Source organism: Pedobacter ginsengiterrae (assembly GCF_039537385.1).
GTDB lineage: Bacteria > Bacteroidota > Bacteroidia > Sphingobacteriales > Sphingobacteriaceae > Pedobacter > Pedobacter ginsengiterrae.
Map to the genome: position 1 here is coordinate 1 of NZ_BAABAK010000019.1, position 18,773 is coordinate 18,773.

The 18,773-nt window shown below is 38.4% G+C and carries 16 protein-coding genes; 6 read left to right on the plus strand and 10 right to left on the minus strand.

From position 1 onward, the window contains the following. Window positions 1-155: 155 nt before the first annotated feature. Window positions 156-1,232, plus strand: a complete 1,077-nt coding sequence (locus ABD692_RS17520) for a cellulase family glycosylhydrolase (RefSeq protein WP_344769046.1) — start codon at window positions 156-158, stop codon at window positions 1,230-1,232. A 473-nt stretch (window positions 1,233-1,705) separates the two neighbouring features. On the opposite strand, the gene ABD692_RS17525 is transcribed toward ABD692_RS17520, so the two are convergent. Together ABD692_RS17525 and ABD692_RS17530 are read right to left on the minus strand one after the other, a co-directional pair. Continuing rightward, on the minus strand, window positions 1,706-2,881 hold the full coding sequence (locus tag ABD692_RS17525) for an FAD-dependent oxidoreductase (RefSeq protein ID WP_344769048.1): 1,176 nt from the start codon (window positions 2,879-2,881) through the stop codon (window positions 1,706-1,708). Between the two features lie 73 nt (window positions 2,882-2,954). Next, complete coding sequence (locus tag ABD692_RS17530) at window positions 2,955-3,812, minus strand: AraC family transcriptional regulator (RefSeq protein ID WP_344769050.1); 858 nt, start codon at window positions 3,810-3,812, stop codon at window positions 2,955-2,957. A 420-nt stretch (window positions 3,813-4,232) separates the two neighbouring features. On the opposite strand from ABD692_RS17530, the gene ABD692_RS17535 reads away from it, so the two are divergent. Then, on the plus strand, window positions 4,233-5,975 hold the full coding sequence (locus tag ABD692_RS17535; protein WP_344769052.1) for an ABC transporter ATP-binding protein: 1,743 nt from the start codon (window positions 4,233-4,235) through the stop codon (window positions 5,973-5,975). A gap of 56 nt (window positions 5,976-6,031) precedes the next feature. On the opposite strand, the gene ABD692_RS17540 is transcribed toward ABD692_RS17535, so the two are convergent. Then, window positions 6,032-6,559 carry a DinB family protein gene (locus ABD692_RS17540; RefSeq protein ID WP_344769054.1) on the minus strand — a complete coding sequence of 176 codons (528 nt, stop codon included), beginning with the start codon at window positions 6,557-6,559 and terminating at the stop codon, window positions 6,032-6,034. Between the two features lie 419 nt (window positions 6,560-6,978). Between ABD692_RS17540 and ABD692_RS17545 the strand changes: the two genes are divergently transcribed. The 3 genes from ABD692_RS17545 (at window position 6,979) to ABD692_RS17555 (ending at window position 9,382) form a co-directional block, all read left to right on the plus strand. Continuing rightward, window positions 6,979-7,233 (plus strand): Na+/H+ antiporter NhaA, encoded by a 255-nt coding sequence (locus ABD692_RS17545; RefSeq protein ID WP_344769056.1) that lies wholly within the window; start codon window positions 6,979-6,981, stop codon window positions 7,231-7,233. A 4-nt stretch (window positions 7,234-7,237) separates the two neighbouring features. Further along, window positions 7,238-8,569 carry a DUF389 domain-containing protein gene (locus ABD692_RS17550; RefSeq protein WP_344769058.1) on the plus strand — a complete coding sequence of 444 codons (1,332 nt, stop codon included), beginning with the start codon at window positions 7,238-7,240 and terminating at the stop codon, window positions 8,567-8,569. 399 nt (window positions 8,570-8,968) lie between these two features. After that, window positions 8,969-9,382: an EVE domain-containing protein gene (locus ABD692_RS17555; RefSeq protein WP_344769060.1), complete on the plus strand. Its 414-nt coding sequence runs from the start codon at window positions 8,969-8,971 to the stop codon at window positions 9,380-9,382. Window positions 9,383-9,420: 38 nt separating this feature from the next. On the opposite strand, the gene ABD692_RS17560 is transcribed toward ABD692_RS17555, so the two are convergent. Together ABD692_RS17560 and ABD692_RS17565 are read right to left on the minus strand one after the other, a co-directional pair. After that, window positions 9,421-10,611, minus strand: a complete 1,191-nt coding sequence (locus tag ABD692_RS17560) for a cation:proton antiporter (RefSeq protein WP_344769062.1) — start codon at window positions 10,609-10,611, stop codon at window positions 9,421-9,423. Between the two features lie 69 nt (window positions 10,612-10,680). Beyond that, window positions 10,681-11,202 (minus strand): acyl-CoA thioesterase, encoded by a 522-nt coding sequence (locus ABD692_RS17565; protein ID WP_316761193.1) that lies wholly within the window; start codon window positions 11,200-11,202, stop codon window positions 10,681-10,683. Between the two features lie 270 nt (window positions 11,203-11,472). Between ABD692_RS17565 and ABD692_RS17570 the strand changes: the two genes are divergently transcribed. Further along, window positions 11,473-12,963 carry an alpha-amylase gene (locus ABD692_RS17570; protein ID WP_344769064.1) on the plus strand — a complete coding sequence of 497 codons (1,491 nt, stop codon included), beginning with the start codon at window positions 11,473-11,475 and terminating at the stop codon, window positions 12,961-12,963. Window positions 12,964-13,108: 145 nt separating this feature from the next. Here ABD692_RS17570 and ABD692_RS17575 read toward each other — a convergent pair whose 3' ends face one another. The 5 genes from ABD692_RS17575 to ABD692_RS17595 all read right to left on the minus strand — a co-directional run bounded on the left by ABD692_RS17575 (window position 13,109) and on the right by ABD692_RS17595 (window position 18,755). Further along, window positions 13,109-14,038: a hydroxypyruvate isomerase family protein gene (locus ABD692_RS17575; RefSeq protein ID WP_316761198.1), complete on the minus strand. Its 930-nt coding sequence runs from the start codon at window positions 14,036-14,038 to the stop codon at window positions 13,109-13,111. After that, the gene (locus ABD692_RS17580) at window positions 14,025-15,056 is read right to left on the minus strand and encodes an FAD:protein FMN transferase (protein ID WP_344769067.1); all 1,032 of its coding nucleotides are present in this window, start codon (window positions 15,054-15,056) and stop codon (window positions 14,025-14,027) included. The genes ABD692_RS17575 and ABD692_RS17580 overlap by 14 nt, the downstream gene beginning before the upstream one ends. After that, a complete protein-coding gene (locus tag ABD692_RS17585) occupies window positions 15,056-16,378 on the minus strand; it encodes a Gfo/Idh/MocA family protein (RefSeq protein WP_344769069.1) in 1,323 nt (440 codons plus the stop codon). Before ABD692_RS17585 ends, ABD692_RS17580 begins: the two co-directional genes overlap by 1 nt. A gap of 22 nt (window positions 16,379-16,400) precedes the next feature. Then, entirely contained in the window at window positions 16,401-17,360 is a 960-nt protein-coding gene (locus tag ABD692_RS17590) for a formylglycine-generating enzyme family protein (RefSeq protein WP_344769071.1), read from the minus strand. Window positions 17,361-17,477: 117 nt separating this feature from the next. After that, window positions 17,478-18,755 carry a type IX secretion system plug protein gene (locus ABD692_RS17595; protein ID WP_344769073.1) on the minus strand — a complete coding sequence of 426 codons (1,278 nt, stop codon included), beginning with the start codon at window positions 18,753-18,755 and terminating at the stop codon, window positions 17,478-17,480. Window positions 18,756-18,773 lie beyond the last annotated feature (18 nt).

Consider the following 18,773-nt stretch of genomic DNA (forward strand, 5'->3'; position numbering starts at 1 on the left):
AGCAGAAATTATTAACTTCTACTCCTTTTTTCTAACCCAATCTTAAAGGGACTTTTTCAGTGCCCTCCCGAAAGGTGGCCATTTTTTTTGGGTATTAGCACGATTATTATTACTTTACGATATTGCTATATTACCCTATCCATAAAATAAATCTTATGAATATTAAGAAATTTTTAACGACAGCATTTTGCCTTAGTCTATTGGTAAGCAGTGTTTTTGCTCAAAAAGATAAAAAATTACCAGGTCAGGTTTGGTCTGTAGAAAAAGCGAATGAATGGTATAAAAATAATCGTTGGCTAACAGGCGCAAATTATATTCCTGCAAACGCAATTAACCAGTTGGAAATGTGGCAGGCAGATACTTTTAGCCCTGATTTAATTGATAAGGAATTGGGTTGGGCAAATGACATTGGCTTTAACACTTTACGGGTCTTTTTATATAGTAAGGCTTATAAACAAGATCCTCAAGGATTTTTGAAAAGGGTAGATCAGTTTTTGGCTATTGCAGATAAACATCAAATTAAGCCAATGTTTGTATTCTTTGATGATTGCTGGAATAAAACATCAGAAATAGGGAAGCAGCCAGCACCCAAAACAGGTATTCATAACTCGGGTTGGCTGCAGGATCCTGGTGATCCTGCTTTCAAAGAAGAAGCTAATTTTCCTGAACTTGAAGTTTACGTAAAAGCGGTATTAACACGTTTTGCAAATGATAAAAGAGTGCTTCTCTGGGATTTGTATAATGAACCAGGCAATAGCGGGAAATTAGAAAGTTCTATTCCATTGTTAACTAAAACAATAGAATGGGCCAGAGCCGTTAATCCAAGCCAGCCTATTAGCATCGGTTTATGGAGTTGGGGTTTCGAAAAACTGAACAAATTGCAACTTGCCAATTCAGATATTGTTACCTATCATAATTATGAAGCACCTGATTGGCATCAGCGTACAATTGATTTGCTAAAAGCGAGTGGTAGGCCGCTGATTTGTACAGAATACATGGCCCGCACCCGTAATAGTCGTTTCTCGAACATTATGCCCTTACTTAAAAAGGAAAATGTTGGTGCGATAAACTGGGGCTTTGTTGCGGGTAAAACCAATACAAAATATGCCTGGGATACGCCATTGGCAGATGGTAGTGAGCCAATAGAATGGTTTCATGAAATTTTTAATCAGGATGGAACGCCATATCGTAAAGATGAAACGGATTTGATTAAAAAGCTCAATGGTAAATAAGTGTCGGTATTCTATCAGGTAAAGCAGGTATTAAGATGGTAAGAGGCTGTAAGTGTGCATAAATCTATTGAGATTAATAGTTTCTCATTAAATACTCTATTTAACGTTTTCCAAAGCCGAGTTAAAACCTTAATTGGTGGCTTAAATTACTTCAGATGAATCATTGGTTTGTCAAGTCATAACTTTGCCAACTTTTTGCGGCGGGATTGACTTATGTCAATTTCTTCAACGGTTTTGTCACTCAAAATTTTTTGCCAATTGCTTTTATACTGTTTGCTGAGGTTTTCATATCTATTTTTCGGAATTTCCAATTAGCTGGATAATCCAATCTATTGGACCCCATATCCCAAATTTATAATTGCAAGATAATTAATGATTTAATAAAAATTTTAGTTTAGGCGAGATGGGGGGCATCCACTTGCGGTTTATCCACTTTGGGCAAAGATGATTCTGAAAATCAAACTTTTGAAATTTTAGCTAAGCATTTTAATTAAGTCCTGTATGGATTCTTCCGTCGGCGCTGCAAAGTCACTTATACCTTCAATGGTTTCTTTACACAATGGCGCTGCCCTTTCAAACATGATCATTTCATAAGCTGCAATGGCGTCATTAAGGTTTGTAAAGTCTGTATTAGTCAAACAAGTTGATAGGTTTAAGGCATCAAGCATAGCCAAATTAACACCCTCACCATTGGGTGGCATCAGGTGTGCGGCATCACCAATAAGCGTAATGTTAGCTTTGGTCTCCCACCTATTTTCCAGAGGAAAATAATTCAGTGGCCGGGGAACAAAGTGTTGGCAAGCTTCAAATAAGCTGAAAAAAACAGGGTTCCAATTGTTGTAATGATCGATAAGGTAGTCTTGAACTTTTTTTGTATTATTAAAATCAATCCCACTATCCTTTATCCAGTTTTCCGGGTACATTGAGGCAGCATAAAACGTCAAGCCGCCATCGCCACGCGGTTGTACAGCTAAGGTAGCTCCGTTCCCCATCGCCATCAGGTTCGCCTGATTAACTAACTGGTAAAATTCCGGGCAAGCTGTTTCTGGTTGTTCTATTTCGCCCTGGATAATTGTAGCACCCGAATATATTGCTTTAACGTCAGTAAGATAAGGGCGAATCAGGGAGCGGTAACCGTCTGATCCGATAACTATATCTGCCACAGCGGTAATTCCATTCTTAAATTGCATTTCCCACCTTTTGTCCACTTCTTTCATACTGACGAATTGGCTGTCCCATACTATGGTATGCGGCAGCAACCCGTCTATCAACAGATCTCTCAGTGCACCTCTGTCTATCTCAGGCCTGAATTGTGGATTACCAAATTGTGACTTGCCTGACTGGTTCCCTTCATCTAACAAAATATTTCCCTGCGGATCTAGTATGCGATATTTATCTGCATCCGGCATGTAGTTCGCTTTGAAAGCCTCCATCAGCCCAGTCGCTTCCATTGCTTTCAGGCCAGATTCAAAATGCAAGTCAACAATTGCGCCTTGCACACGTGCTGCCTGGCTGTGGTCTCGTTCATAAACTTTAACTTGTATTCCTTTAAGCTGCAAAAGCCTGGCAAGTGTAAGGCCACCTGGGCCACCACCTATTATAGCAATATTTTTATGAACCAATAGCTCTGGTATTTGTATCTTTTCCATTGTGTATTTTTATAATCACAAAGAAACGCTCGAAATTAACTGCATACAATGACAAGAGCCTGGAAATGTAGGACTATTCGCGGTTTTTGTCGCGAAAAGTAATTGGTGCTATGCCAACCACCTTAGTGAACAGCCGTGTAAAATAGGAATAATCATCGTAGCCTAATTCACCAGATATCTCTTTTACAGATTTTCCTGAATGATAAAGCAAGCGCTTAGCTTCCAATATCACGCGCTGATGAATGTGGGAGGAAACGGACTTTCCGGTAGTTGCCTTAACGCATTCATTCAAATATGAAGGCGATATATTTAATCGGGAGGCATATTCAGATGGATTTTTAGTTGAATTATAATGATTTTCCAATAAGGTTTTAAACTCCTTTGTAATATCCTCAGATCGGGTATGATGCTCAGCTGATTTAGATAATGCGAGGTATTGTGAGAGGATCAATGCAACCAACGTATTAATACTTTCCTTTAAAATAGAATGGTAAAGTACTTCAGTTTTCTTTTCAGACAGTGTCATGCATAATGTTGCAGTTTCCGTGAGGACAGCAATTTTTTCCAGATTAACTGGCAATACGTTCACGGGCGCAATACTTTCCAGCAGCCTTAAATACTCCTGGAGGAGGTTTTCTTCTGTTATTATCCATGTAGTAATCATAGCATCTTCGAATGCCAAAACCCTGTGCACCTGATGAGGATGAATAAAAGTAATAGCAGGCGCCTGGATATAATGAGTCTGGAAATCAATTTCGATGATGGTTCTTCCTTTTTCCTGGATAATGAACGTATAGCCGCCATCCCGGTGAGACCGTTCTACTTGTTCGGAATTGGGTGATCCGTTAAATGTTTCCCGCAACAACATGATTCCTCGGCTGCTTTCTTCAGGCAGCGTGTTAACAGGGATATGATCGACTTTCTTACGCATCGTATAAATTATAAAGATAGCTAAGGAACGGATTATAGCTTATGAATACAAGATTTAGGATTTTACTGAATCCCTATCCTACAAAAACAATGCTTAACGTGTCGTTCCTTAAATATATTGTATTTATCATCATATCTGTAAATGTATAAATTTAGTTTTTGGAAAATATAGATGGGTTAATGATACAGAATCAAGATGTGAGTGTGAAGCCATCCACATTCAAATCCGAAATCGTATTTTTTACAATTGCTAGCAGCAATCTCCTGACACCACTCGACGATCCATTTTTTTTATCAAAAGATTAGAGGCGGAGTCGATATTGGTCTGACAAAGTTTAAAGAGGTAATGGCTTTATCTTAAAAAAGGACCCAAACCATTAAGCGTTTTAGGCGTTGATTAAGAAATAGTTTTTTTTAAAACATGAAAATACTTGTTAAATATCTTCTCCCGCATAAATGGTTGATTATTTTATCCCTTGTCCTCGCCGCAACTGCGCAGCTTTTAAGTTTGCTCGATCCTGTTATTTTTGGAAAGATTATAGACGATTATTCTACTAATAAATATGGGCTGAGTCAGCGAGCGCTCGTTTCGCAGGTTATATATTGGCTGTTGATTGCCTTGGGAATTGCCTTACTCTCCAGAATGTGCAAATCGGTTCAGGAATTTCTTACCCGCAGAGCCGTTGCCAGCTTTGGCATGAACATTTTCAACGACGGATTGAAACAGACCCTAAGGTTGACCTTTCAGGAGTTTGAGGAAAATAGGAGTGGAGCAACGCTTTCTGTGCTTCAAAAAGTAAAAACTGATGCGGAGCGTTTTATTAACGCTTTTATCAATATTCTCTTCTCCTCCCTTGTTGGGATCGCTTTTCTTTTATGGTACAGCATCAACAAAAATTGGCTACTGGTACCGGTTTTCTTTATCGGTGTGCTTGTCTTGGGATCGCTTACTGGCCTGGTATCCAAGAAAATAAAGTTTATTCAAAGGTCAATTAACAGACAGGCCGATAATCAGGCAGGAATTATTACCGAAAGCCTACGTAATATTGAACTGGTTAAAAGTCTTGGCCTCACCTTTGCGGAAATCCGAAGGCTCAATGAGCAGACTAAACGGATTTTTGATCTGGAAATGCTGAAGGCCAAAAAAGTGAGCACGCTCTCTTTTTTGCAGGGGGGACTTTTGATTTTGCTTAAGCAATCGGTGCTCTTTATTTTGTTGTGGCTGATATTCAGGAATATTCTCAGTACTGGTGAGCTGATAGCCATGCAGTTTATATCAAGCGCTATATTTACGCCCTTGCAGGATCTGGGCAATATGATCATTCTGTACAGGGAGGCAGATACCTCACTTAACACTTTCGATACGCTAATGAAAAAGCCCGTCGAAACCCGTCCAGAGAATTCTGTCGAGGTGGCCAGCTTGGAAACCTTAGAATTTAGCAAAGTAGTTTTTCGCCACAAAACAGCCTCATATAATGCGATAGATGATCTATCCTTCTCTATTAGTAATGGGCAAACTGCGGCATTTGTCGGTCCATCTGGTTCGGGAAAATCAACCTTAGTTAAATTGTTGGTGGGGCTATATGCTCCAAACGAAGGTGAGATTTCGTTTAATGGAATTTCATCCAGAAAAGTACGCTATAATCCGCTTCGTCGACAAATCGGCTTTGTCACTCAGGAAACCCAGCTTTATGCCGGATCTATCAAAGATAATATGTTATTTGTAAATCCAGCCGCTAGTGATGAGGACATTATTACGGCACTCCAGAAAGCATCTGCCACAAACCTGATTGCTAAAGCCGCGAATGGCATTAATACGGTTTTGGGAGAGAACGGGATGAAGCTTTCAGGTGGTGAAAAACAGCGGATTTCCATAGCAAGGGCATTGCTCAGAAATCCCCGGCTTTTGATATTTGACGAGGCAACTTCTGCACTTGATTCCATTACTGAAGAGGAGATTTCCAAGACGATCCGTAATATATCTGATAGACGGGAGCAAATGACCATTTTGATTGCACATAGGCTTTCGACCATTATGCATGCGGACACTATATATGTACTCGAAAAGGGGAAGATATCTGAGGTAGGTTCGCACGAATCTCTTCTTGCTAGACGTGGATTGTATTATTCGATGTGGCGGCAACAAATTGGGGAACGGAGATAAATATTCAGGTTGGTTACTGATCCCAGCGGAAGTAAGCAGTAATTTCATAGATTTTGCTAGAACAATTGTTCTTGTGGAGGGGTTACTTTTGCCAGCCTAAGGTACACGGTGGTCTGTCCCCTGTGGTGGGCCTGATGTTCCATTACCTTTTCAAGCGCAGTCTGCCTGTTCATCTCGAACTTGTCAAAAAGTTTTATCTTTTCATTCAATTGGGCAGTAGTCATCTTTCCGGCTCCACTGATTACAAAGTCATAACTGGCCATAACGATCTTGATGACATTTGCCTTGGAATGGTCTGAGGACTTTTCAAGTTCGCCCGGGGCAGATGGGGCTTTGGTTCCAATGGCCAATGCGCCAAGACCATAGTTTGCGTCAGCTAGATGTAGCATCTGCTGGGCGAATGTACGCATCTCAGGAGTTGGTTTTAGGCTATAGCCGGCTTCTGGCATAGCCTCTAAATATTCTTTGGTATAGGCTTTCGATCTTTGCCATTCCTTTACGATCTCGGCGGAGGTGATCTGGGCTTTTGCGCCCATTATGCATGTGATCAGAAATAGGGTAGTGGTGAGTATGTTGGTTTTCATATTTTTGTTCTGGTTGTTAATCAAATCTAAGCTGGATGTATAACATTTACGCGGTTATAAAAGGACATTTTGAAGGGGTGTTTGAGACAGTTTAATATAATGTCCCTGGAACACTAACAAAATGCCTGATTAAATCTTTTCATTATTGGCACAGTCAATTTCGACACCCAGTGATTCCATTTGTATGAAACCTTCGCTGAAGCTTTTTAAGTTTCGATTCTTTACATCGGAGTCAAAGTCGGTCAAAATAAAGTTGTTTATTAATTTTAATCTTAAAGAAATTTATCGTGGAAATATCGACAGCAAAGATTTAGACCGATTGAATGAAACTAACAATTGATAAGTTAAATCCTTTAAGATACTATAATCAGACTAAAACGGTATTTTAGCAATTTGTAATATTATAAAAAGTTCATGTAATGAATCCTTTACCGAAAAGCCCAATAGAAAAAATAATAGCCCCTGTCAGTCGTTTTAAACACATGATTGGGGTTGCGCTGCTTGCCGGAATAGGCTTTACCATGTCGCTTTTTATTAGCGGCCTTGCCTTTTCAAATCCACAATATGTTGAACAGGCTAAGTATGGGGTACTGATTGCCTCTGTGCTGGCTGGCATATTGGGAACCTTGGTATTAAGAGGAACTGCAAAGAATCAAATTGGATTAAAAAAATAGTTTTATGAAAGAACACGAATCAGGACTGGGCGCTTATATTAGATTATTTTTTCAGCGCAGGTTCAACCTGCACCTCGATAAGGCCAATGAAGAAGAGGTAGTTACGGCAATAAAGGCCAATACGGTTTTTGTCGGTCCAAGCTTATGGACGCTTATTTTTGCGATATTTATCGCATCGATAGGTCTGAATGTGAACTCGACTGCCGTAATTATAGGGGCAATGCTCATCTCCCCGCTCATGGGGCCAATCATCGGGATTGGGTTGGGTATTGGAACCAACGACCTTGCACTGGTAAGACAGGGCGGAAGAAACCTGCTGATTGCGACACTTATCAGTATCGCTACCTCAACACTTTACTTTTACATCACGCCATTGCATGATGCGCAGAGTGAACTGCTGGCCAGGACAACGCCTTCTATATGGGATGTATTCATCGCCTTTGTTGGTGGCCTGGCTGGAGCAATAGCGGTGACAAGAAAAGAAAAAAGCAATGTCATCCCTGGGGTAGCCATCGCAACAGCTCTGATGCCGCCGCTTTGTACCGCTGGATTTGGGCTTGCCTCGGGCAACCTGCTTTTCTTCGCTGGGGCAATTTATCTCTTTTTCATTAACAGCTTGTTCATTTGCATTTCCACCTACCTGATCGTCCGTTTTCTGAAATTCAATAAAAAGTATTTTGAGGACAGAAATACGGAGAAAAAGGTGTCGAGATATATTCTTATCACCGTTTTGGTAACCGTTCTGCCGAGCATTTATCTCGCTTATGGAATAGTACAAAAAAGTATCTTTGAAAACAGCGCACAGCGATTTATTCGGGAGGAGTTTAATTTCAGCAATACCCAGGTAGTAAATAAAAGTTTTAAGTATTCCAGGAATTCAAAGGAAATTGATTTACTTTTAATTGGTTCGGAACTGCCAAAATCAACTGTTGACAGCATCCGTTCTAAATTATCCACCTATAAACTTAAAGGTACAGAACTCATTATTCGCCAGGGACTGGATGCCAGGGCAAATGTCGACTTTTCACAGATCAAAGCCAGTATTATGGAGGATGTATTCAACCGCGATTCGCTCGCTAAAAAGGTTGTGTCTTCGAACAAGAATGAGAAAAGCATTCCCGACATACGTGAAGAACTCAGGAGTTTATTTCCAGCTATAAAGAGTTATAGCTTAGCCAATACAGTTATCATTAATACTGATACCCTTAAAAGAGATACCGCTCTTCAGTTTACAGCAACTTTTAATGCGACGATGTCGGATTCGGATAAAAATAAGATGGCAAAATGGCTTAAGGCAAGGCTTAGTACCGATAAGCTTAAGGTTGTTTTAGAATAAAGGATAAACCATTTAATCTCGATGAAAATTACTCCTTTTCACTTGACAACGACCGCCTTTTTCTTAATAGAGATCCGTGTATCTTTTACCCCGCCGATGCCACCTTTCCTTGCCCTTTCTATGGTGGCATAATTGTCTGAATTCGGCCAATAAAAATATATAAAAGGTTTGTTGGAATGTGTTATTTTTGCCGGGATCGACAGATTGAACTCGGTTCCATTCCATTCCTTTATGAAATGATTTTCGGACTGTGGTTTGGCATTACTTGCTTTCATATTCCTATAAATTTCTAAGGTTTAAATCGTACGCCTTGGGGAGATGTGAACGGGATTGTTAGCGTTTTTGTCAACGGTTTTGTCAACGATCGAATAAAAACCCCCCTTTTAAACTACTTTAAACATGGAAAAAACAAAATATTGGCTAGTCAAATCGGAACCTTTTAAATATAGCTGGGAGAAATTTAATGAAGACGGTCGTACTTTTTGGGATGGTGTTCGTAATTATCAGGCCCGTAACAATCTCCGTGATATGCGTGAAGGAGATTTAGTTCTTTTTTACCACAGTAACGAAGGTAAGAATGTGGTTGGTGTGGCTAAGGTTGTTAAAGAATCTTATCAAGACCCTACTACAGATGATAAAAACTGGGTAGTTGTAGATTTAGCACCAGTAGAATCGCTTAAAAACCCTGTATCTCTAGAGCAAATAAAAGCAGAAGAAAGCCTTAAAGATATTTCATTGGTTCGCCAGGGCCGTTTATCGGTTATGTCTTTAAAAGCCGAAGAGTTTGATAAGATTTTAGAAATGGGGAGCTAATTGCTCTCATTTCTACTTATTTGAAAATTTCAAATCATTTAAATTAATGGTATTTCCTCTTTTTTACTTTCGGTGAGGGTTATTCCTAAAGTCATTATAATACTAGTTCCTAATACGACCAGGAATAGGAATGATGGACCAACTTCGGGTATTTTAAGCGATGCAGGTAGATTAAAGTAAAGTAATATACTAATTAATCCACGCGGTGCAATGTACAGAATAGGTGTAATTGTACCATTTTTAAAGAATCTAAGGAAAACAAAACGCATGGCGTAGATGGTAACTAATATAAAAAAGCCATTGGCTAGAACAGGCTTGTCGTTCAGCTCATTTAAATTCATGGTAAAGCCAAAAATAACAAAGAAAAAGGTTCTTAAAATAAAAGCACTTTCTGCTGATAATTGATAAAGCTGAGACAAATCGGCTGTTAAGTTCTTGTATATAAATACGCCTCTAAACCAGGCATTCTGAATCGTATCTGCATTGTTTAAAAATAAACCAGTGCTTAAAATTAAAACTAAAGAGGATAGGTGGTAAGACTGGCCGATTGCGTAAACTAAAATCAATATGGAAATAATTAAGAAGAACTTAATGTGATGTACTAACCGCCCCATTATATAAAGCAAAACCACACAGGCAATAGCCGAAAGCAGAATAATAAGAAAAGTGCTTAAACCCAAACCGATAAATGCTGATGTGGTAATAGAATGATTCGCAATGGCAAAATTGAAAATAATAATAGCCAGAATATCAGAAAAGGAGGATTCGTAAATTACAAATTCTCTATCCTGTTTGCCTAAAGCTGCGGCCGATGGAATGGCAATTGCAGAACTGATTACACTAAAAGGTATGGCATTTGCTATACAGGTATATAAATCCTTGTGCGTAATCTGATATATAATTAGGGTAATTATCGTTATGGTTCCGAGCAAAATGGTTAACGCTGACAGAAATGCCGTCTTGATAACTTTGTTCTTCTCGCGTTCGTATTTAAGTTCTAAAGAGCCTTCGAAAACTATTAAAATTAAACCAACCGTACCCAGTGTCGGTAATATGGATAAAAAGTTGAAGGTTTGAATTTTTAGGTAATCAACCAAAAAACGAAGGCCTATCCCAAGCAGCAGTAAAAGTAATACCGATGGTATTTTAGTTTTACTGGCCACTAAATCAAACAGATAGGAGAATATTACTAATCCGCTTAAAATAATAAGTATGGTATATGTTGTCATATTTACAGCGTATGGTAAGCCGCTAAAATAAAACAAACATATTAAGCAACAAGAAGTTTTATGTAAAAGTTACGGTTTAAAGAACAAGGCTTTAAGCTCGCTTGCATCATCTGGACTCATTTTGCCACCTAAAACTAAACGTAACTGCCTGCGGCGCAGTGCACCATCAAAAAGCTCGGTTTCTTCTTCTGTTTCGGGAACTAATTCAGGTACAGGAATGGTGCGTGCGCTTTGATCGACGGCTACGAAAGTGTAATAAGCTTCGTTACTTTTTTGGCGGGCACCACTTGGAATATTTTCGGCCCAAACATCTAAACGTACTTCTACCGAGGTATTAAAAGCACGAGTTACTTTAGCTTCGATTGTGATTACGTCGCCAAGTTTTATAGGGTGTTTAAATGAAACATTATCAACTGATGCGGTAACAACAATGCGGTTACAGTGTTTTTGAGCTGAAATTGCTGCTGCAATATCCATCCAGTGGAGTAAACGACCTCCCATCAAATTATTTAATGTGTTGGTATCATTTGGTAATACCAATTCGTTCATTATCGTAAAACTCTCTCTGGCAAATTTCTTTTTCAAACTCATAATAGAGCGCAAAAGTAAATAAAATGTGGGTTATAATGGTATTAAATTAAGATTTAGAAAGGCTTAAAGCACAGGCTTATGCTAAATAAACCCGATTGAGCGGAGTAGCCCACAGCGAAGCGAGGACTATAAGCGAAAGCGGGGCTGATGTTACCGAATATTATGTGGCTTAAATTTGCTAATATTTTTTAAAATCTATTTACTCAAGGCTTACATTTTGAAAAAACAATTGCATGGGTATCATGTTATCTTAGCATAAAAAATAAATTAATGCAGAATCAAACCATCATCCAATTTTTCCATTGGTATTATAACGAAGAACAAAATTTGTGGACTAAAGTAGCGGCAGAGGCTGCTCATTTAAAGGAAATTGGGGTTACAATGGCTTGGTTACCGCCAGCTTATAAATCGAACAATGCTGCTTACGATGTTGGTTATGCCGTTTACGATTTGTTTGATTTAGGCGAATTTGACCAGAAAGGTGCAGTTAACACCAGGTATGGCCATAAAGATGAGTACATTAATGCTATTGATGCCTTGCATGATAATGGAATTAGTGCGCTTGCTGATATTGTTTTTAACCACAAGGCTGGTGGTGATGAATTGGAAAAGATTAAGGTTAGAACTGTAAATCCAGATAATAGGGAAGAATTTACCAGTGATGTATTCGAAATTGAAGCCTGGACGAAGTTTACTTTTCCTGGAAGACAGGGGAAATATTCTGAATTTATTTGGGATCACATGTGTTTTAGTGGGGTAGATTGGGCTGAAGATTTAAAGCAAACTGCTATCTATTCTATTCAAAATTATTTGGGTGAAGGTTTTGAGAAGGTACCATCTACCGAACTTGGCAATTACGATTATTTGATGTTTAACGATATTGATTATAGAAATAAGGCTGTAATTGATGAGTTGAAATACTGGGGAGAGTGGGTAGTTGAAACCACAAAAGTTGATGGTTTTCGGTTGGATGCCGTTAAACATATTAATCCAGATTTTATTATTGAGTGGCTTGATCATTTAAATACGAAATATAACCGCAAATTTTTTGTGGTGGCCGAGGATTGGAATGTGGTAGATATTGAGGGGCAGCTTGAATATATTCAAATTACCGATGGAAGAACACAGATTTTTGATTCCTTGTTGCACCATAATTTTTATCTGGCAAGCCAGGATGATAGTGAGTTTGATATGAGAACCATTTTCGATAAAACGCTGGTACAGATAAATCCTGAACTGGCTGTAACTTTTGTCGATAATCATGATTCTCAACCTTTGCAGGCTTTAGAATCGTATGTTGAGTTTTGGTTTAGACCACTTGCTTACGCGATGATTCTTTTGCGTGAGCAGGGAATTCCTTGTTTATTCTTCCCCGATATTTATGGTGGAATTTATGATGATAAGAATGAAGCTGGAGAAGATGTACACATCGATTTGGCAATAATTCCTGATGTTATAACAATGAGTAAAATTAGAGCCAGCCTTGCTTATGGTTTACAACGTGAGCACTTTGATCATGGTAATTGTGTGGGGTGGACACGCGAAGGGGATGATGAGCATGAAAATAGTGGTTTAGCGGTTTTAATGAGTACTGGTGAAGAAGGATATAAGGAAATGGAAATAGGTAAGAAATTTGCTGGCAAAACCTTTATTGATGCATTAGGTAATAGAGAAGGGGAACTTGTTATTGATGAGAATGGCTGGGCTGAGTTTCATTGTAATGCTGGGAGTGTTTCGGTTTGGGTGTTGAAAGGGGAGTAGTTGATTTTTTTCTATAGTTAGATCGGAAAATGAGGCTGTTCGAGCATAATTTACAAATTCATTTTATTATGCTGAGCTTGTCGAAGTGCCAAAATAGGCTTTCCACAAGCTCAGCATAACAGATTTTAAAATTTGACACCTCTCTCTAAGTTAAAAAGTTATCCGCTTCTCGATATGCTTTAATTACGGCAAGTTCGCCATCTTTTCCGCTTTGCGAATTTCCATGTTCCATACCCATTACGCCTTTGTAACCTTTGGTGTGTAACCATTTAAAAAGATTTTTATAGTTTATTTCGCCTGTTCCTGGTTCTTTTCTGCCTGGGTTATCACCAATTTGGATATATGCAATTTCATCCCAGCAACGTTCCATCGTTTTAATTAAATCGCCTTCAGTACGTTGCATGTGGTAAATATCGTAAAGTATTTTACACGATGGACTTTGAACGGCTTTACAGACAGCATAAGTTTCGTTTGTTTTCTGTAAGAAAAGTTCGGGTGTATCACTTAAGGTTTCTAATACCATAATTAGTCCGTGTGGTTCTAAAATTTCAGCTCCTGCACGCATGGCATCAATAACGTTGGCAAACTGGTTTCCATAAGGTAATTTACGTTCGTAAAAGCCAGGTACAACGGTCAGCCATTTTGCGTTACAGCGTTTTGCAGCTTCAACTGATTTTTTGCAGGTTTCGATAAATTTATCTTTAAATTCCTTTTTACCTGTTGTAAGTGAAGTTTTCCAATTATCGCCACCATCTACAACAAAAACGCCCATTCTCATTCCGAGTTTCGTAAGTAAACTTCCAATTTTTTCTTGTTCATCTACTGGCCTGTTTAAGTAGCCGTTATCTTCGATCGAGCGAAAGCCTTTATCATACATAAACTGAATCTGATCTAAAAAGCTTTTACCGCCATGGTTTTCGAACATACCCTGATGAGGGGCATAATCCATGTTGAAAGTTTTATCACCTGCTAAGAGATTGTTGTTTTCTGAAGCCAGTGCGCTTGATAAGCCGCCTGATGTAGTTATTGCACCTGCAGTTAGCAAAGTACTTTTAATGAATTCACTTCTTTTCATCTGTTTGGTTTTTAAACTGATTTTCGGGAATAATTAATTTTTTGAAACCTGAGGTCAAGGTATCAACAATTTTCCCTTGTTGATTCTTATAAACAAAATATGCTTCCAGGTTTTTTCGTTTTTCAACAAAATTAATGGCTTCGTTAATATGCATCGACATTAAACTATTATCATATCCATCGGCAGTAATGGCATCATTAGCATAAACAGTAACACTGATCATTTCGTTGTTTAATGGATAACCCGTTTTCGGATTGATTAAATGTGATATGGTTTTTAGGCCACTTTGGTGAAATTTACGATAATTACCTGACGTTGTTATTGCACCACTGTTTATTGCTGCAATGTGTCTGATGGTTGGTGTACCGTTGTCTCCTGGTCCCTCGATACCAATTTTTATCGATTCGCCATTTGGCTTTGGTCCAGATACTCTGATTTCGCCACCGAGTTCGGCAACATATTGTTTTAAGCCCTTTTGCTCTAAATATCTGGCAATTAAATCTACACTGTAACCTTGTGCGATACCGTTTAAATCGATATTTATGCAAGATTTTGATTTAAGAAGCATATCGCTTTTAAAAAAAAGATTTTGCATGCCAACACATTTCAATATGCTTCTAATTGTTGTGCTATCTGGCTCTTTTCGGGTTTCTTTTGGCCCGAAACCCCATGCCTGAACTAAAGGTGCAACCGTAATATCGAATAATCCTTTTGTATCGGTATTTATTTCAAAACTTCGTTTTAAAACATCACGAATAAACTTATCGGTTTTGATTGATTTATTCGCATTGTTAAACTGGTTAATTAATGAATTTTTCTTGTAAAGAGACATCGATAAATCTATTTTATTTAATAGATTATCGATGTCTGTTTTGCTAACCAAACTATCGGTTGCAAAGTATGTTATGGTGTAATCCGTGCCCTGTGCTTGTCCTGCTAACTCATATTTCCTGATTTCTTTCGAAATGGAAAACGATGTTAAAGTGAGCAGACAAATAAAAAATAGGAGTAAGCGCATTATATCACCTTAGTTTTTCCAGGCATTGCGTATGGATATAAGCCGTTTGCATCGGGCAATAATTTAGGCATTGCATCCCAGGCAAGTTTTTCGGGGAATAAGCTATTATCTGCTGCTAAAGCTTCATCCCATTTTATGGTTTCACCAGAATAGGTTGCATAGCGGCCAATAATAGAAGTAAAGGTACTGGTTGCAGCGTATTCTACATTGTTAAACTTATATTCACCTTTAGAAATGGCTTCAAAAAGTTCATCATGTTCGGTTTGATAAGGATTTGCATTTCCTTTTGTATTGTGATTGTATAGTTCTTTGCCGCTGTAATCTTTCATAACGGCCTGGTTGCTGCCAGATAAATAAATTTTGCCTTTTGTACCCATAAACGATTCGTCAACACGGTTACTTATGCCCTCGAAGTGACGGCATTGACTGTGGATTACTGCACCATCAGCATAAGTGAGTTCGATAGAGTGATTATCGTAAATCTCGCCATAATCTTTCCCCGTTCTCCAGGCTCTGCTGCCTGTGCCCTGAACAGAAACTGGATGTGCATTTTTAATCCAGTTGGAAATATCGATGTTGTGAACGTGTTGCTCTACGATATGATCGCCACATAACCAGTTAAAATAATACCAGTTTCGCATTTGATATTCCATTTCTGTTTGACCAGTTTTACGAGGATTTACCCAAACGCCACCGCTGTTCCAATATACCTGACCCGACATAATATCGCCGATGGCACCATCGTTAATGCGTTTCATCGCTTCGCGATAGTTGGTTTGATATCTTCGTTGCAAACCTACAACAACGTTTAATTTTTTCTTTTTAGCTTCTTCTGCAGCAGCCAATACTTTTCTAATTCCAGGCGCATCAACAGCAACAGGTTTCTCCATAAAAATCTGTTTATTCTGTTTAACAGCTTCTTCAAAATGTATAGGTCTGAAACCTGGAGGCGTAACCAATAAAACTACATCTGCAAGCGGAATTGCTTGTTTATAAGCATCGAAGCCTACGAACTGACGTTCTTTAGGCACATCCATTTTGGTAGAAAATTTACTTGAAAGTGCTTCGTAGCTTTTATCGATTCTATCTTGAAAAGCATCAGCCATTGCAACTAATTTTATGTTGTATTTTGTGCTTAAAGCCTGAAATGCCGCACCTGTACCACGATCGCCGCAACCAATTAAAGCAATTTTTATGGTATCAGAGCCCGATGCATAGGCGCCTACCAATGGAATAGTGCTTAACATTGTCCCGCCAGCAAGAAGTGCCGAGGTTTTTAAAAATTCCCTGCGTTGCTGCAGGGTGAGTATAGACTTTTTCATATATGGTTTTATTTGGTTTAGGTTAATAATCTGATATGGGCTTTTTGTTGTAGTAAGCTTCAATTTCTTCTTTCGATGGAGGCGTAGCAGGACGAACCAATCTTAATCCAACAAAAGGCGCTTCAGGAAACCACCAGTTGCTTTTTGGAATTTGAGGGTCTAACTGTTTCCATGATGGATTTGAAGCTAAACGAACTGAAGCAGTAAGTTTATCGCCAGTTTCATCGTAAGAACCGCCTCTTACACTATTTGGGTAGAGTTTATCGGGAACTGCGACAGGGTTTTGAGCAATTTTATCTTTTTGCCTGGTGTAAAAATCTTCTAAGTACTGGTCGTAAGTCCATTCGGCGACATTACCATGCATATCATATAAACCCCATGCATTTGGTTTTTTCTGGCCTACCTGATGTGTTTTATTTTCGCTATTTTCCTTATACCAGGCATATTCTTTTAACTTGCTTTCATCATCACCAAAGGAATATTTAGATTTACTACCAGCTCTACAGGAATATTCCCATTCGGCTTCGGTAGGCAAGCGATAAAAAACACCTGTACGAGCATAAAGCCACTTACAAAATTGTATGGCGTTGTATTGGGTCATTGCAATGGCGGGCTGATTGTCTTTACCCATTCCAAAGGTCATATCGAGATATGGTTTTGTTGGCCTGGTTACGGCATCTACATTTGCTGGTATTTTTCCGTTACTGGCTTTAAGTTCGTAATCGCGATAAAGGAAAGGTTCAAACAAGTTCCAGGTAACTTCGTGTTTGCCCATGTAAAAGGCATCAACCTTAACCTTATGCACTGGTTTTTCGTCGTTAGCGCCAGTATTGCTTCCCATATCGAAAGTTCCTGAAGGAATGGCCAACATTTCGAATTTTAAAGAAGTTCCTTCTATATTTTGAGTGTAAGATTTTGTTTGGGCTTGTACATAGCTTAGCGGCAAGCATAAAAAAGCAAGTGCAGTTATTTTTTTTAACATAGATATTGGTTAGTGCAGATTTGGTAGCTTTTTTATATCGCTAAATCGTATTACTAATTTAATAAGTATGTTTTAAAAGGAAGAAAGATTTTGTAACAAAAAGATTAGGTTTCAGGATTATCTTTTATCAGTTATCCGATTTGATAGATTAGTAAAACCAACCAAGGTATCCCATCTTGCTCCAGGTTTATGGTAATAAACAAAAATCTGATAAGTATTCTCTGTTTGAAAGAAAGAGCCTTCAAAGGGTTTTGTTTCTGTATTTTTTGATGTTTTATCGAGCCAGGCATATTCATAATCATATAATCCCTGTTTCAGTAAAATATTGCCGTAAAATTGTTTTCGATTGGCATCGTAAACCAATTTATTTTCTTTGCCAAGTGTGTAGTTATTAAAGCGTCCCACTACGTAAGCATCGCCATCGGCGGTAGGAAGAACAGAATTTAACATAAAGAGCACACCCATATACTCTGCTTCAGTTTTATCATCGCGGCCATCGGTATTGCGGATAAAGAAGTTCCCATTTTCGTCAAGTTGGTTGGCGAAGGTTCCAGTGTTTCTTGAAATATCCTGAAAAAGCATCACATTAACAGATTCATTATCCCGATAAATATCCTTTACATTATCGCCCTTAAAACGTAAACTTCTGGTATCGAATTTTCTGAATTCATTATCTCCCCAAAAATCATTTGTATTGATATCATTATAAACCAATTGATTTGGGCGAACAAATGAAGGACGAGTATTGAGCTGCACTGTATTTGAATTGAAATTTTGCATTACAACAGCTTTCAAATCCTGATAAGGATTTGGTATTGGCATGCTGTGATTTAAGGTGAAATTTATTTTCTGCTTAGAATTTCGATCAGCAACCTGTAAAGAATTTGTAATTTCTGCGGTAATAGCGATCTGACTATCCAGTACATAAAAACGTTGCGATATTACGGGTTGGTTTTTATCTCCGTTTAAATAAACCTTAAGAATATAGTTGCCGCCAATTTTTGGTTTAACCTGCGTGTTAGGCAGGTTTAGCTCATAGTGGGTATATTTTCTGGCTGTGTTCGATGAATAATGGTAATTAATTATTCTATCATCACTAAAGCCATCCAGGTAATCGATACTTGTAATTTTTGAGGTTTGCCAATCCGAAGTACAATGCTCTACCGTGTACCAGTAATTCTTAGTTCCAGCCAATAAATCATCAAAAGAAAAGGTAATGGTTTCTGTTGAGTTGAGCATAATTACGGGAATACTTTGCTCTTTATTACTGTTAAAACATAAAACAGTTTTGATATTTGGGAGATAAACTTTGTTTTCGTTGGTAAAGGCTTTATCGTTTTGGTCAAAGGTTAGGATAGGGAAGATGAATAGTAATACAGCGATTAGTTTTTGCATGACTAAAAGTACATAGTA

Excerpts from the sequence above, each read along its gene's own strand:
- ABD692_RS17520 (WP_344769046.1), top strand. The coding sequence starts at position 156 with ATGAATATTAAGAAATTTTTAACGACAGCATTTTGCCTTAGTCTATTG.
- ABD692_RS17525 (WP_344769048.1), bottom strand. The coding sequence starts at position 2,881 with ATGGAAAAGATACAAATACCAGAGCTATTGGTTCATAAAAATATTGCT.
- ABD692_RS17530 (WP_344769050.1), bottom strand. The coding sequence starts at position 3,812 with ATGCGTAAGAAAGTCGATCATATCCCTGTTAACACGCTGCCTGAAGAA.
- ABD692_RS17535 (WP_344769052.1), top strand. The coding sequence starts at position 4,233 with ATGAAAATACTTGTTAAATATCTTCTCCCGCATAAATGGTTGATTATT.
- ABD692_RS17540 (WP_344769054.1), bottom strand. The coding sequence starts at position 6,559 with ATGAAAACCAACATACTCACCACTACCCTATTTCTGATCACATGCATA.
- ABD692_RS17545 (WP_344769056.1), top strand. The coding sequence starts at position 6,979 with ATGAATCCTTTACCGAAAAGCCCAATAGAAAAAATAATAGCCCCTGTC.
- ABD692_RS17550 (WP_344769058.1), top strand. The coding sequence starts at position 7,238 with ATGAAAGAACACGAATCAGGACTGGGCGCTTATATTAGATTATTTTTT.
- ABD692_RS17555 (WP_344769060.1), top strand. The coding sequence starts at position 8,969 with ATGGAAAAAACAAAATATTGGCTAGTCAAATCGGAACCTTTTAAATAT.
- ABD692_RS17560 (WP_344769062.1), bottom strand. The coding sequence starts at position 10,611 with ATGACAACATATACCATACTTATTATTTTAAGCGGATTAGTAATATTC.
- ABD692_RS17565 (WP_316761193.1), bottom strand. The coding sequence starts at position 11,202 with ATGAGTTTGAAAAAGAAATTTGCCAGAGAGAGTTTTACGATAATGAAC.
- ABD692_RS17570 (WP_344769064.1), top strand. The coding sequence starts at position 11,473 with ATGCAGAATCAAACCATCATCCAATTTTTCCATTGGTATTATAACGAA.
- ABD692_RS17575 (WP_316761198.1), bottom strand. The coding sequence starts at position 14,038 with ATGAAAAGAAGTGAATTCATTAAAAGTACTTTGCTAACTGCAGGTGCA.
- ABD692_RS17580 (WP_344769067.1), bottom strand. The coding sequence starts at position 15,056 with ATGCGCTTACTCCTATTTTTTATTTGTCTGCTCACTTTAACATCGTTT.
- ABD692_RS17585 (WP_344769069.1), bottom strand. The coding sequence starts at position 16,378 with ATGAAAAAGTCTATACTCACCCTGCAGCAACGCAGGGAATTTTTAAAA.
- ABD692_RS17590 (WP_344769071.1), bottom strand. The coding sequence starts at position 17,360 with ATGTTAAAAAAAATAACTGCACTTGCTTTTTTATGCTTGCCGCTAAGC.
- ABD692_RS17595 (WP_344769073.1), bottom strand. The coding sequence starts at position 18,755 with ATGCAAAAACTAATCGCTGTATTACTATTCATCTTCCCTATCCTAACC.